This window comes from Paracoccus haeundaensis, from assembly GCF_006239215.1.
Classification (GTDB): domain Bacteria; phylum Pseudomonadota; class Alphaproteobacteria; order Rhodobacterales; family Rhodobacteraceae; genus Paracoccus; species Paracoccus marcusii.
In genome coordinates, this window is sequence record NZ_VDDC01000009.1 from 64,756 (window position 1) to 78,349 (window position 13,594).

11 protein-coding genes are annotated in these 13,594 nt (G+C 64.2%); 6 read left to right on the forward strand and 5 right to left on the reverse strand.

Features of this window, described 5'->3' with window-relative positions:
* Positions 1 to 24 precede the first annotated feature (24 nt).
* A complete protein-coding gene (locus FHD67_RS05255) occupies positions 25 to 1,020 on the reverse strand; it encodes a glycosyltransferase family 2 protein (RefSeq protein WP_045999754.1) in 996 nt (331 codons plus the stop codon).
* Between the two features lie 58 nt (positions 1,021 to 1,078).
* On the opposite strand from FHD67_RS05255, the gene FHD67_RS05260 reads away from it, so the two are divergent.
* Together FHD67_RS05260 and FHD67_RS05265 are read left to right on the forward strand one after the other, a co-directional pair.
* Entirely contained in the window at positions 1,079 to 1,762 is a 684-nt protein-coding gene (locus FHD67_RS05260; RefSeq protein WP_139598067.1) for a P-loop NTPase family protein, read from the forward strand.
* 60 nt (positions 1,763 to 1,822) lie between these two features.
* A complete protein-coding gene (locus FHD67_RS05265) occupies positions 1,823 to 3,202 on the forward strand; it encodes a GumC domain-containing protein (RefSeq protein ID WP_139598068.1) in 1,380 nt (459 codons plus the stop codon).
* A gap of 56 nt (positions 3,203 to 3,258) precedes the next feature.
* Here FHD67_RS05265 and FHD67_RS05270 read toward each other — a convergent pair whose 3' ends face one another.
* Both FHD67_RS05270 and FHD67_RS05275 read right to left on the reverse strand, forming a co-directional pair.
* Complete coding sequence (locus tag FHD67_RS05270; protein WP_176695061.1) at positions 3,259 to 4,455, reverse strand: calcium-binding protein; 1,197 nt, start codon at positions 4,453 to 4,455, stop codon at positions 3,259 to 3,261.
* A gap of 205 nt (positions 4,456 to 4,660) precedes the next feature.
* Positions 4,661 to 5,839 (reverse strand): glycosyltransferase, encoded by a 1,179-nt coding sequence (locus FHD67_RS05275; RefSeq protein ID WP_139598069.1) that lies wholly within the window; start codon positions 5,837 to 5,839, stop codon positions 4,661 to 4,663.
* A gap of 177 nt (positions 5,840 to 6,016) precedes the next feature.
* On the opposite strand from FHD67_RS05275, the gene FHD67_RS05280 reads away from it, so the two are divergent.
* Positions 6,017 to 7,285, forward strand: coding sequence for a glycosyltransferase family 4 protein (locus tag FHD67_RS05280; RefSeq protein WP_176695062.1), 1,269 nt, complete (start codon positions 6,017 to 6,019; stop codon positions 7,283 to 7,285).
* A 57-nt stretch (positions 7,286 to 7,342) separates the two neighbouring features.
* Here the strand turns inward: FHD67_RS05280 and FHD67_RS05285 are convergent, their stop codons facing one another.
* Both FHD67_RS05285 and FHD67_RS05290 read right to left on the reverse strand, forming a co-directional pair.
* On the reverse strand, positions 7,343 to 8,023 hold the full coding sequence (locus FHD67_RS05285; protein ID WP_045999750.1) for a sugar transferase: 681 nt from the start codon (positions 8,021 to 8,023) through the stop codon (positions 7,343 to 7,345).
* A 409-nt stretch (positions 8,024 to 8,432) separates the two neighbouring features.
* Positions 8,433 to 9,272: a glycosyltransferase family 2 protein gene (locus FHD67_RS05290; protein ID WP_246071236.1), complete on the reverse strand. Its 840-nt coding sequence runs from the start codon at positions 9,270 to 9,272 to the stop codon at positions 8,433 to 8,435.
* Between FHD67_RS05290 and FHD67_RS05295 the strand changes: the two genes are divergently transcribed.
* The 3 genes from FHD67_RS05295 to FHD67_RS05305 all read left to right on the forward strand — a co-directional run bounded on the left by FHD67_RS05295 (position 9,247) and on the right by FHD67_RS05305 (position 13,545).
* On the forward strand, positions 9,247 to 10,080 hold the full coding sequence (locus FHD67_RS05295) for a 4'-phosphopantetheinyl transferase family protein (protein WP_139598070.1): 834 nt from the start codon (positions 9,247 to 9,249) through the stop codon (positions 10,078 to 10,080). The genes FHD67_RS05290 and FHD67_RS05295 overlap by 26 nt on opposite strands.
* Before the next feature lie 755 nt (positions 10,081 to 10,835).
* A complete protein-coding gene (locus tag FHD67_RS05300; RefSeq protein ID WP_139598071.1) occupies positions 10,836 to 11,909 on the forward strand; it encodes a sensor histidine kinase in 1,074 nt (357 codons plus the stop codon).
* A gap of 49 nt (positions 11,910 to 11,958) precedes the next feature.
* Positions 11,959 to 13,545 (forward strand): FAD-NAD(P)-binding protein, encoded by a 1,587-nt coding sequence (locus FHD67_RS05305; protein ID WP_139598072.1) that lies wholly within the window; start codon positions 11,959 to 11,961, stop codon positions 13,543 to 13,545.
* The last annotated feature ends 49 nt before the right edge of the window (positions 13,546 to 13,594 follow it).

Consider the following 13,594-nt stretch of genomic DNA (forward strand, 5'->3'; position numbering starts at 1 on the left):
TCGGCCGGGGAACCGGCCGACGACCTACTTGTATTCGATCAGCGCGCCTCGGCGGTTGCGCAGCCGGTTCAGGTGGAACTGGGCCACGCCCATGGCCTCGGGGAACTTGCCCATCAGGGTATAGACCGCCCGCTTGCGTCCCAAGCGCCGCGACAGGCGTATCGCCTGCAACGGATAGACCAGCAGCAGCGCCAGCAACACCGGATGCACCAGCAGCGCGCCAAGAACCGCCACCACCGGCAGGATCAGGCCCCAGATCAGGGCGCGCCGGGTCTCCGCGGTCCAGTGTCGTTCGGGGGGCGCGCCATGCAGGGCCGCACCTTCGGCAAAGGCATGCCCCGCGCGCTTGCTGCGCCGCCACCATTGCCCGAACCGGGTGATGTCCGCGTCATGCAGCGTCATTTCCACGGGCAGCCGGCGAATGCGCCACCCGGCCGCCCGCAGGCGGACGCACATCTCGGGCTCTTCTCCCGCGATCAGCGATTCGCGGAAACCCCCGACGGCGGCGATCGCATGATGGCGAATCAGCATGTCGCCGCCCACGGCGCGGGCGTCGCCGACCGGCGTGTCCCATTCCAGATCGCACAGCCAGTTATAGACCGATCGTTCTGGATAAAGCTCCCTGCGCCGTCCGGCGACAACCGCCAGTTGGGTATCTGCCTGCAGGGCCGGGACGGCGGCAGGCAGCCATTCCGGCTGCAGCATGCAATCGCCGTCGATGAACTGGACGAATTCGGTCGGGTCGGCGGCAATGGCTTTCAACCCTGCATTGCGGGCCCGCGCCGCGGTGAATGGCAGGCCCATATCCAGATGCACGACCTGAACGCCCATCGCCTGAGCAAAATCCGCGCTGCCATCGGTCGATCCCGAATCGACATAGACAATCCGGGACAGCTGCTGCGACAAGGCGCGCAGACAGGCCTGAAGGCGTGCCCCCTCGTTCCGTCCGATGACGATCGCGGTGACGGGATAGTGCGGAAGGGAGCTGTCGGAATGTGCGGACAAGTCGATCTGCTTCATGCAATGTGCCCGATGATATGATACGAAACGGCGTCGAGACGGAAGAAAGAATTTGAGAATGGACGGTACCAGCGCCCGCAGGCACGACCATCTGACGGCATGGTCGGCATTGCCCCAGATTGAGATGCCGCAAAAGGCCGCACTTCGTGCATTGATCGCGGACGATCACGGGTCTGAACGCAGCAGATCCTACGACCTGCTGCGGACGCGGATGCTGCCCGAGGTGACCGAACGCGGCTGGACGCGCATCGGCGTCAGCCAGGCCAGTCCGGGCCCGGCATCGTCGCTGACCGCGCTGAACCTGGCCCTGTCCGAGGCACGCCGACCGGACCGCCACGTCTTGTTGATCGATCTGGACATTGCGCATCAACCGGTCCTGGCCCGGTTCGGCCAAGCCGGGGCGCCAGCCGGTCCGCTGTTTCGCGCCTGCACAGTGACGCCGCGGCTTGCCTTTGCCACCGTGCAGGCCGCGCCCGACATGGCCGCGATCACGCTGCTGTCGCCGCAGTTCCAGCAGGCCCTGTCCGAGATGATCATGGGGATGGCCGCGGATGTCACCATCCTGCACCTGCCCCCTTGCCTGTCCGACGATGCCGGCCTGGCGGCGCTGCCGCTGGTCGACACGGTCTTGCTGACGATCGACGGACGCCGCGACACTGCGGCGGATCTGCGCCGCTGCGAGGCGCATGTCACCCGTCATTGCCCCGTGCTGGGGCTGTTTCTTCATAACGCCGAGGCTTGAATGGGACCGATTGTCGGAATACGCGAATTTATCGGGATGCTGTCGCGCCGGGGACCGGTGATGGCCGCGCTTCTGGTCGTTTGCGTGCTGGTCGCGCTGGCACAGGCGCTGGCGTTGCCCCGGGCGTTTGAATCGATCGCCGTGCTGCAGGTCCAGCCGACCGTCCTGACCGGCGGCGTCGACAGCGGCGACACCGCCACCCGCCTGCGCACCATCGAACAGCGGATCATGGCCCGCAACAACGTGTTGGACATGATCGACCGTTTCAACCTCTACGACGACACGCCGCTGAGCGAGGATGAAAAGGTCGCGCAGTTCCGCCAGGATGTGCGCATCAACTTTGTCGCGGGCGTCACCGCCTCTGCCGGCGCGATGGAGGAGGTGTCCGCCATCCAGGTGACGGCGCAGACCGGCACCGCCGCCGGTTCCGCCAATCTGGCCAATGACATTGTCGACCAGATCCAGACCGGCAACTTGAGAGAGCGCGACCAGCGATTGAGCGAGCTGATCGGCACGCTGGAGACGCAGGACCGCCGCGCGCTTGAGGCGATTGCCGCGGTCGAGGCCGACCTGGCGGCCTTCCGCACGGAAAACACCGACCGGATGCCTGAGAACCTAGAGTTTTTGGCCGCAGAGCAAACCCGCCTGGAAGGCCAGCGGACCGAACTGATCCGCTCCCTGCAGGCGCTGGAACGCGAGCGCCTGGCGCTGGAGGTGGGGACATCCGAACTGGGCCGCCAGGAACCGCTGGCCCAGCAGCTCCGCATCCTGGAGGTCGATCTGGCCCAAGCCCGGCGCACGCTGGCCCCGAACCACCCCGAAGTGCAGCGCTTGGAGGCGCAGATCGACGCCCTGCGCGAAGGCGACGGACAGCAGATGTCGGTCGGCCAAAGCCGCCAGATCGACCTGATCCGGCAGCAGGAGGAGTCGCTGCAGCTGGAAGTGGCTGCGATCGACCGCCGCCTGCCGATGATCGCCGCGAATGTCGCCGGCATTCCCGAGGTGTCGGAGACGATGGCGGACTATACCCGCCGGCTTGCCGCGCTGGAGGTACCGCGCATGGCCATCGCCGAACGCCTGTCGCAGGCGCGCCTGGACCAGAGCCTTGTGACCAGCGACTATGGTCAGCAGATGATCCTGCTGGAGAGCGCGACCGAGGCGGAATACCCGCTCAGTTCGGGCCGCAAGCGTCTGGCGATGCTGGGTGTCGTCCTGGGGTTGGGTCTGGCGCTGCTGTCCGGCTTCCTGCTGGAGGTGCGACGCCCTGTGCTAAGAACGCAGGCCATGGTGACGAAATATCTGGGCGTGGCCCCAATCGCGTCGATCCCGTTCCGGCCGACGGCTCGGGAACAGGTGGTTCAACGGACGCGAAATGCCGCTAGCTTCGTGATCCTGATCGCCGGTGTCGTGGTCGGGGTCATCCTGGTGCTGAACCGCTAGTGTTCTGCGCGCATCGGCCCGGATCGGGGCCGATGCGCGCAGATCGTGTCATGACGTCAGATGAAATCGAAGACGTCGTGCAACAGGACGGAATCGCCGCCGCCAAAGTTCAGCAGTGTGCCATCGCGGACCTCCGTCGCGGAATAGCTGCGACCGCCCAGATCCAGGACGTCACGACCCGTTTCGAACCCGTAGACGGTATCGGCATCGTCACCCGCGCGGAAGATCAGCACGTCACGATCGCCATCGCCGTTGTTGCCGTCGCCGATCCAGATGCTGTCATCGCCCTGACCGCCCCGGACCGTGTCCTTGCCCATCGATCCGTCCAGCGTGTCGTCACCGCTGCTGCCGGTCAGACGGTCATGGCCCCACCGGGTGTTGAAGTTCACGCCGTCGCCGCTGTCGGACACTCGCGCCCGCGATGCATCGATGACGTCATTGCCCGAATGGGTCCAGCCCAGTTCGAAATTGACGAAGCGCAGGCTGGCGTCACCGCCGATAGTGGTGCTGGCATTGCCCGAGAACGCGCCGTTCGACAGCACGCGGTCAACTGTGACGGTAACGCCTGCGATGCCGACATCCTCGTTATGGCCCCAGATGTCGCCGCGCTTGATCCAGATGTTGATCAAGTCGTCGCCTGCCCCACCGTTGATCGTGTCATGGCCGGGGTTGTGATTGGCATCGCCATTGCCCCACCGGATGTTGTCCTGGCCCGCGCCACCGTTGATCCGGTCGTTGCCCGTGCTGGAATGGATGAAGTCGTTGCCGGCGCCGCCGTTGATCGTGTCGTTGCCCGACCCGCCGTCCAGCACGTCGTCATAGCGCGATCCGGCGATGCGGTCGTTCCCCGCCCCGGTAAAGATCGACACGCCATGGCCGGGCTTGCCGCCGCCGACGGTGTTCATGGATGCATTCGCCGCGGAGACGATGTCGTTGCCGGCAGTGCCATGGATGCGCTCTATGCCGGTGAACTCCACCCGTTCGTTCCCGATCCGGGCCACGCCGTCCTCGGTCGACCGAAGGGAGATGCGGGCACCCGCGCTGCCTTCCAGATACAGCCTGTCGCCGCCGGGATTGCCGGGCGTATAGGGGTTAGCATCAAAGCGTTCGCTGCCGGTACCGCCGTGATAGCGGTCATTGCCCATGCCCGGCCGCCAGTAGAACGTATCCAATCCTCCAAGACCCCAGACTTCGTCTGACTGCCCGCTGCCACGCATGGCGTCGTCGCCATTCGATCCTCTGATTGTCGGCATCCCTTGATCCCATTCGTGTTGCCCGATGTACGGCAGCATTATGCGATCAAGATTAAGGCTTTATTATCCCCAACTGAAAAGGTTCCCTATCAGCAGCAAGATTTTGCAATTGCCGTATTACCTTGAGCGGATCCCCGCATTTGTGCAGGCGTATCACGTAATTTTTGGGGTTGGCAGCGATTTTCCGCTTGTCTTTCTGCCAATGCTACTTTTGGGCTTCTGCGATCCGACTCAGAAGCAGCCGCGCGTTTGTTTGATGGTCGAATGAAACCAGGGCGGACTGGCGGGCCGCTTGACCCATTGCGCCAGCAAATTCCGGGTCCGACTGCAGCCGGCGCAGCCGGTCGACGATGGCCGCAACATCGCCTTGCGGGACCAAAAACCCGTCGACGCCGTCGCGAATCATGTCGCCCGTCCCGCCGATTCGCGAACAGATCACCGGCAGGCCGCAGGCCATCGCCTCCATCACCGTGACCGGGGCCGCTTCGCCCTGTCCGATGGATGACAGGGCCAGCGCGTCGACGCTGCGCAGCAGATCCAGCACGCGCGATTCGTCCAGCGACCCCATCATCTGGACCTGGTCCTGCAGGCCGAGCCGATCGATTTCGGCCAGGATCGCGTCCCGTTCAGGGCCTTCACCTGCGATGCGATAGGCGATGGAAATGCCCTGCTGCCGCAGCTGGGCCAATGCCTGCAGGAAGAACCGGTGGCCCTTCATGTGGTTCAGACGGGCCACCGTTGCGACGGTGAAATCCTGCCCCGGCGCACGATCCGACGGGGTGAAGCGCGCACAATCGACGCCCATCCAGATCACCGGGTTCGGGGTCGCGGGGCTGACCTCCGCAATCTGCTGCGCCAAGGGCAGGGTCACCGCGGCGACAAAGCTGGCACGTGCCATCTTGGCGGCATGGTCCACACCATAGACCGGCAGATCCCCATGCAGTGTCAGGCTGTAGGTTAGGTCGCCCAGGATCGCAGCCAATGCACCCAGATGCGCGGCATTGGCGCAGGAATGAATGTGCAGGTGCCGCACATCGTGGCGTCGCGCATCCCGGACCAGATCTGCCGCCGAGGGCAGCAGCGCCAGCAGCCGCAGCCTGCCGGCGATCGACGTCTGCGACAGGCCCGCCAGATAGCCCACCGCACGCGCGGTACGGACCGGATGCGCCAGCAGACGCAGCACCGCACCGATGCGGGGTGGAAACAGGTAGGTCGTGCGCGCCGCGGCCTGTTCGGCGAAGGCATGGGGGCACGACCCCGCGGGCGGGCGGCGCGTCGAATACAGGCGGACGGGCGTGCCAGCATCCTCGATCGCGCCGATCTCTCTCCAGAAGAACGCATGGGTCTGCGACGGAAATTCGGGAACAACATAGCCCAGTGCCAAGATCGCGTCTCCCTGCTGCCCGCGCGAAGCCCGTTGCCGCTATCCACAGCGCGGGACTGTAAAAATCGGTGCAATCTTTCGATCAGGCCGATGGCCTAGACCGTCCGAGTCGGCTAGTGTTTCCCTGTTGTCGGCCATCGCCCCGGCGCGTTCAAGATCTAGCGAAGAGGCCTCTGGATGTCCCTGTCTCGACCACGGGTCCTGGTGATCGCCGAAGCGGCCAACCCGGAATGGGTCTCGGTCCCGTTGGTCGGCTGGTCGCTGGCCGCGGCGCTGCATCGCCAGACCGACGTGCATATCGTCACCCAGATCCGCAATCGCGACGCTTTCCTGCGCGCCGGCATGGTCGAAGGTCGCGACTTTACCGCCATCGACAGCGAGGCCGTCGCTGCCCCCATGTACCGCGCCGCCGAGGTTCTGCGCATGGGCAAGGGTCGCGGCTGGACTACCGTCACCGCCATCGCCGCGCTGAGCTATCCCTATTTCGAACGCCTTGTCTGGAAGCGTTTCGGCGATGACATCCGTGCCAAGCGGTTCGACATCGTGCATCGCGTCACGCCGCTGTCGCCCACAACGGCCTCGACCCTGGCGCCCAAGGTGGCGGCGGCGGGCGTGCCCTTCGTGCTGGGGCCGCTGAACGGCGGCGTGCCTTGGCCCAGGGGCTTCGATGCGGAACGGCGGCGCGAACGCGAATGGCTGTCCTATGTCCGCGGCATCTACAAGCTGAACCCGCAGCTGCGCCGCACCCATGCGGCCGCGGCACTGATCATCGCCGGATCGCGCCACACCGCCAGCGAGATCCCCGAGCGCTTTCAGGACAAGGTCGTATGGCTGCCCGAAAACGCCATTGATCCCACGCGCTTCAACCTGGTCGCGCCACAGGACACGACGTTGCCCCTGCGCGCCTGCTTTGTCGGTCGGCTGGTGCCCTACAAGGGGCCGCACATCCTGCTGGACGCGATCGCACCCTTTGCGCGGTCAGGTCAGATGGTGCTGGATGTCATCGGAGAGGGGCCGATGCTGCCCGAATTGACGGCGCAGGCCGACAGCCTTGGCATTGCCGACACGGTGACATTCCACGGCCACCTTCCCCACCAGCAGGTGCAGCAGATCCTGGCCACCGCAAACCTGCTGACTTTCCCTTCGATCCGCGAATTCGGTGGCGGGGTCGTGCTGGAGGCGATGGCCCTGGGCGTCGTCCCGATGGTCGTCGACTATGCCGGGCCCGGAGAACTGGTGACGGCCGAGACGGGTTTCGCCATCCCCCTCGGGACCCGCCAGCAGATCGCGGCGCGGATGGAACAGGCGCTGGCGGACGTGTTGCGCGACCCCACGCGACTGACCACGATGGCCGCGGCCGCCCGGCGGATGGTGCAGGATCACTATACCTGGGATGCCAAGGCCGCGCAGATCATCGCTATGTACCGGGATGTGCTGAAACCCTGACGAAAGCGCCCACCATCCGGAAGGATGGTGGACCTTCTTGTCACGACGAGGCGGAGATCAGCACCCGGTGCAGCGGGCAACGACCTGGAAGGTGCGGATGATCGTGGACACATCCAGCGCCAGGCTGATTTCCCGAGAGTAGCGTTCGTCGAACACCGCACGGGTCGCAAAGGTCGATCCGTTGCGGACCGAGACCTGCCACAGGCCGGTCAGGCCGGGGCGGTGCGCCGCGTAGTAGACGCCCGGGTACAGGACGCGCTGTTCGGGCATCATCGGACGGGGACCGACCAGGCTCATGTGGCCCAGGATCACGTTGATCAGCTGCGGCAGCTCGTCGAGCGAGCTCTTGCGCAGGAACGCACCGATCTTGGTGACGCGCGGATCGTTGCGCAGCTTCTGATCGGCATCCCACTCTGCGCGGGCGGCGGGGTTGGCCGCCAGATGGGCCTCCAGCAGTTGATCCGCCTGGGGCTTCATGGTGCGGAACTTGTACAGGCGGAACGATTTCCACCCGCGGCCAAGACGGTTCTGCGTGTAGATCGGCGACCCGCCGTCCAGCATGACCGCCAGCGCGACCAGGACCATGACCGGGATCAGGAACGGCAGCGCAAGCAGGATCAAGGACAGGTCAAGCAGACGCTTGCCACCGTTATCATACACTTTGGGAAGTTCGATCCCGGCGACCGGGTTGGTGGCCTGCGAGGAGCCGAGCTCGTGGCCGTCATTCGACTGTAGCATCTGCGTATCTCCGCACTCGTGACAAAGAAATCGATAAACTTTTAACTAAAGGTCCCGGCGAACCGTCGCGAAGGCCCATGGGCCGCTTCTATCCAACGCACCAATATAGATACAAGTTGTACAAAAAGATGGTCCGCCGCTGCGGTTTCACCTTTTGATTTAAGGGCCAATGCGATTTTGCACGCTAAGGTTGTGAATCACGGGTGTTTTCACCCGCATGACAGCATTTGACGGCCAAGTTTTCCCGGGTTCCCTTAAAACGACCCAAATGTTGTCCGGAAAGTCAAATTCTGGATCAATTCAATTTGATCTATTAACCAACATATAAGATCGGCCTTGGGGCACACTCCCTGCGGGTGCGCTCAGGCGGTCATTGCATTCCTGCAACCGAAAGATGCGCAGGGCCGTGTTAGCGGCCGCGATCCCAACCCTGCGATGGGCGGCCAAGGCGGACCGCAGCGGTGACCGTAGCGTAAACTGCGAACCCGACCGGATCGGTCAGGCCGAGCCGCAGCATACGACCCAGGGACGGGCGGTCGCCCGATGCGTTCTGCTGCAAGTCGGGATAGCGCTCCGCTAGCTGCGCGGTCCCCGCATCCTGGCGCCGGCGAACGCGGATCAGGCGGCGAAACCCTTCCGTGATGGGCCAAGCGTACGGAACCTCGACCCGCGTCCGTTCGGCCGGGGAAAAGTTCAGCCGTGCGAACCCGTCGTCAGCGATCACGGGCGGAAACTGGTCCCACCGCGCGCGCCCTTCTGCGTTCATTGCGAACAGGCCGGCCCCCGTCACGCCAGTGGCCACAAAAGGAAGCTTTTGCCAAAACCGCGCATAGGCCCGCGACAGCAGGTTCCGGGCCGGCGGCACGATCAGCCTGGCCCCCGCATAGCGCGCACCCGGCCCCGACAGGGTGATATGCAGCGCCTCGATCATGCCCGGTCCGATCACCACATCGGCATCCAGATAGATGCGCGTTCCACCTGTCGCCGCAGCGTCGCCCATGTTCAGTGCGGCGATCTTGTTCCCGATGGCGGTTTCCAGCACCGAGACCTGCCAGCCCGCCGTCGTCAGGGCGGGCGCGGCATCGCGGGCCAGTTGTGCAGTGGCATCTGTACAGCCATTCGCGATCACGACGATCTGGTGCGACACGCCGGGCACAAGACGTTGCGCACACAGCCCGCGCAGACAGGCGCCGATGCCGGCTTCCTCCTGATGGGCGGGCAGGATGACGCTGATACCATCAATATCCATCGCAGTGATCCCTATCCATGCCCCGTGCCTTCGCCTTATCGCCCGTGGGTTGCGCTCTGGCAATGCCGTGACGATGCAGCCTTATCCCATTGCCGCAAACCCCGCCGCAGGCTTAGATCGGACCATGAAAACGGGGGAACAGACCAGTGTCGTGCAGGCGATTCGGGCGATGCTGCCGCAGGGCGTCGGACTGGCCGTGTGCGATATCGACGTCCCGCAGCCGCCTCTCTGGCCGGAAGAGGAGGCGGCGGTACGGCGCGCGGTCCCCTCGCGCATCCGCGAATTCACTGCGGGCCGCGCGGCCGCACGACTGGCCATGACCGATATGGGCCTGATGCCTGGCGCCGTCACCACGACCGCAGCGCGGGCACCGGCCTGGCCGCCGGGCGTGTCGGGCAGCATCACCCACACAGCGCGGATCGCCGCGGCCGTCGTGTCACGGCAAGCGGATTGGCCGGCCATCGGTCTGGATCTGGAGCGGGCGGAGCCGATGTCGGACGACATGGCGGAACTGATCCGCCACCCGCTGGACCATGTCGATCCGGTGCTCTCCGAACCACTGGCAGCGACACTACTGTTCAGTGCCAAGGAAGCTGCGTTCAAGGCCCAGTTTCCACTGACCGGGTTGTGGATCGACTATAGCCAAGTACCGCTGACCATTACGGCCGACGGTTTCACCCTCAGCGTGCAAGGCGTCCCTCTGAGCGGCCACTGGCGACGTGCAGGCGAACTGTTCGCAACAACGGTCCTGATAGGGAGGGAGCATGCCGACGCATTGAGGCTAGGCGAAGGCATTTGGAGTGTCTGACGCGCAGTCTGAAACTCCAATATTGTTCTATGACATTGAGGGGAGACAGTGATCCAGCAGGGCGATCTGCTAATAAACAATATTTGCAATTTTATCGCATTTTTGTTGACAATTGATGAAAACACATCTTCCGATTATTAGAATTGAAGTTTCTAAATTGGCAAAAACTCTTTGCATGCTGTTCACTTCATCGAGAAAGCCACGCCACGCAATTTCAAACCGCTATTGTATCGCGCTAAGGACTAATTTGTTTTACGGCGCTTGGGCACCTGGATACCGTTACGTCCAATGACATCGCGGCCAACCAAAAAATCGCCTGTTGGTCTCGTCGATGCTGTTGATTTGTGATGATCGGGTCTGGCCGCTCAGTCGGGCCGTAAGGTCTGGCACGTCTGCGAAGGCTGGCCTTACGTGTTGACGAAGCCGTGGCGGCTGGCGCTCCTCAATCCCTGCAGCGTCGAGATGATACGACGTATAACCGTTTGAATACTTTATCTTAAACGATGTCGAAGAAACCGCTCTGCTCATGAAAAACGCCACCAACCGCTACCCTATGGCGGATTTGATCGACACCTTCACCCCATGCCGTTGAACCGCGGCCTCGCCGCGCTGACCGCCCTTCCGACGGCTGCCGTACCGACAATCCAAAAGCTCCGTCAAACATCAGTCATTTCTGCCATTTTCCACCGCATTATTCTTGCTAAGGTGCGGATGGTCCGGCATTGGCCGGCCGCGGGGACAAGACGGGACATGACGTGACGAACGCTGCAGCGCCTGACCGCCGGACGCTGTCCGACAAGCTGATGCAGGGGCTGGGCGCGGCGCTTCTGGCCCGCAGGTCTCTGCGCCATCAGGTGGTGTTCGCCCTGTCGGCGATCGTGCTGTCGACTGCGCTGCGCTTTGCGTTGAACGATGCGCTACCGCCTGGATTTCCGTTCCTGACCTTCTTTCCTGCCGTCATGCTGACGCTGGTCTTCTCGTCGCTGCGGTCCGGATTGGCCGTGGGCGTGGCCTGCGGGGTCATCGCGTGGTATTTCTTCATCGAACCGGTGCGCAGCCTGGCCATCACGCCGGGAGCCATCGTCGCGCTGCTGCTCTATGCGCTGATCATTGCCACGGACGTGGTGTTCATCACCGCCGCCGGTCGGGCCCTGGAACAGCGCATGGCCGCCGAACAACGCGCCAACGCGTTGGCGACATCACGCAGCCTGATGTTCTCTGAACTGCAGCACCGGATCTCGAACAACCTGTCCACAGTCGCGGCGCTGCTGCGCCTGCAGTCCCAGCTGGTCGCGGACGAGACCGCGCGCCAGGCGCTGGTCGCGTCGCAGACCCGCATCCGGTCGATATCGCTGCTGCAGCGGCGGCTGCATTCACCGGACCTGCAAACGCTGGACGCGGCCGAATACCTGCGCGAGGTGCTGCATGACGTGGTGGAGGTCACGGGCGCAGGCGACGTCGATCTGGACTTCAGCGCCGACAGCCTGCCGCTGCCGCATGACACGGCCGTCCCTTTGGGTCTGATTGCCAGCGAACTGGTGATGAACGCCATCGAACACGGCGCCCCCGAAGGCCGCGACACGGAGATCACCGTCAGGCTGACCGTCGACGCGGCCAGCCCTGACGGACGCATCCCCGCGACGCTGCGCATCGTGGACCAGGGCCCTGGCCTGCCCGAAGGCTTCGATCTGGAGACGTCGGACAGCCTGGGACTGATCGTCGCACGCCAGTTCGCGACGGCGCTGAACGGCCAACTGACGCTGGCGAAAGGCAAGGACGGCGGCACGGTGGCGCGGCTGGACTTTCTGATCGACCCGACCAGCATTTGATGCCGGAACGGACGCCCACGGGCGGCGTTTCAAACCCATGGACACACATATGACCGCCAGGACCATCGCGATCGTCGGCATCGGCCCGACCGGCATCTATACGCTGCTGCACCTTCTGGACACTGGCCTGCCCCTGGCGGTCACGCTGTACGAAAAGGGACCGCGTGCCGGGATCGGCATGCCCTATTCACCCGAAATGTCGAACCGCGCGATGCTGGCCAACATCGCCAGCATCGAGATACCGCCCATTGCGACCACCTATCTGGACTGGCTGCAGGATCAGCCGGATGCGCGGCTGAGATCCTACGGCCTGGACCCCCAGGACCTGGACGAGCGTCAGTTCACGCCGCGCCTGCTGCTGGGTGAATATTTCCGCGATCAGCTGATGGCGCTGGTCGATCGGGCGCGGTCACGGGGCTACCGGATCGACATCCGCGAGGCGACCGAGGTTCTGGACATCCAGTCCGACGATACAGGCCTGAGCGTGATGACGGCGGATGGGTGCGACGGTCCCTTCGACCGCGTGATCGTCGCCACAGGCCACGCCTTCCCCGATGAGGACGAGGCCACCCGCAGCTATTTCCCCAGTCCCTGGTCCGGACTGATCGAGGCCGACATTCCCGCCGTGCGGGTCGGCATCATGGGCACCTCTCTCAGTTCGATCGACGCGGCGATGGCGGTGGTGAACCAGCACGGTCGTTTCCGCCGCAAGGGTGATGACCTGCGCTTTGATCTGGACCCGGCATCGGCGGATCTGCGGATCGTGATGATGTCGCGGTCGGGCGTCCTGCCCGAGGCCGACTTCTATTGCCCCATCCCCTATGAACCCCTGACCATCGCCACCGCCCCGGCGCTGGCCGCCTGCCTGTCGACCCCGGCGCCCTTGGATGCGGCCTTCGATCTGGTCCGGGCCGAGATCATGCAGGCCGACCCGGCCTTTGCGCTGAGGATCGGGTTGGGCGGGTTGGACGCGGACAGCTTTGCCGATGCCTATTTCGCCGCGCGCGAGGCCGCCGATCCGTTCAAGTGGGCCCGCGCCAATCTGGACGAGGTCGAACACAACAAGGCGCACAAGATCACCGTCGCCTGGCGCTATGCCCTGCTGCGCATGCATGAACAGGTCGAGGAGATCGTGCCGGACCTGTCCGACGACGACCGCGACCGGTTCGACAGGGGTCTGAAGAAGGTGTTTGTCGACAACTATGCCGCAGTCCCGTCGGAATCGATCCGGCGCGTCCTGGCGCTGCGCGATGCCGGCATCTTGTCGATCATGCCCTTGGGCGAGGATTACGACATGACCCGCGATGGCGCAGAGACCGTCATCGTCCATGACGACCGCACCGAACGCTTTGCCGTGTTCATCGATGCACGGGGGCAAAAGCCCCTCAGCACCGAAGACCTGCCCTTCCCGACGTTGCGGCGCGCACTGCTGGATGCGGATCACGAAATTCCCGACGTGGCGCAGGATTACAGCCTGCTGGGCGCAGGTCCGTTCAGTGGCAGGCTGTGTTTGGCGGCGATCCCCTACCTGATGCACGACCGCCCGTTCGTTCAGGGGATCACGGCCTGTGCCGACATCGCAGAGGCCATCGCGCGGGGCATGGCGACCGGACGCCGTCGCAGGCTGGTGTCATAGAACCGACTGACAAAGATCAGGTCGCAATCCTTCCGTTAGACATCCATAT

Bases quoted from the DNA above. Each gene is read 5' to 3' on its own strand.
- FHD67_RS05280 (WP_176695062.1), top strand. From the start codon at position 6,017: ATGTCCCTGTCTCGACCACGGGTCCTGGTGATCGCCGAAGCGGCCAAC.
- FHD67_RS05260 (WP_139598067.1), top strand. From the start codon at position 1,079: ATGGACGGTACCAGCGCCCGCAGGCACGACCATCTGACGGCATGGTCG.
- FHD67_RS05305 (WP_139598072.1), top strand. From the start codon at position 11,959: ATGACCGCCAGGACCATCGCGATCGTCGGCATCGGCCCGACCGGCATC.
- FHD67_RS05285 (WP_045999750.1), bottom strand. From the start codon at position 8,023: ATGCTACAGTCGAATGACGGCCACGAGCTCGGCTCCTCGCAGGCCACC.
- FHD67_RS05295 (WP_139598070.1), top strand. From the start codon at position 9,247: ATGACGCTGATACCATCAATATCCATCGCAGTGATCCCTATCCATGCC.
- FHD67_RS05265 (WP_139598068.1), top strand. From the start codon at position 1,823: ATGGCCGCGCTTCTGGTCGTTTGCGTGCTGGTCGCGCTGGCACAGGCG.
- FHD67_RS05270 (WP_176695061.1), bottom strand. From the start codon at position 4,455: ATGCCGACAATCAGAGGATCGAATGGCGACGACGCCATGCGTGGCAGC.
- FHD67_RS05255 (WP_045999754.1), bottom strand. From the start codon at position 1,020: ATGAAGCAGATCGACTTGTCCGCACATTCCGACAGCTCCCTTCCGCAC.
- FHD67_RS05290 (WP_246071236.1), bottom strand. From the start codon at position 9,272: ATGGATATTGATGGTATCAGCGTCATCCTGCCCGCCCATCAGGAGGAA.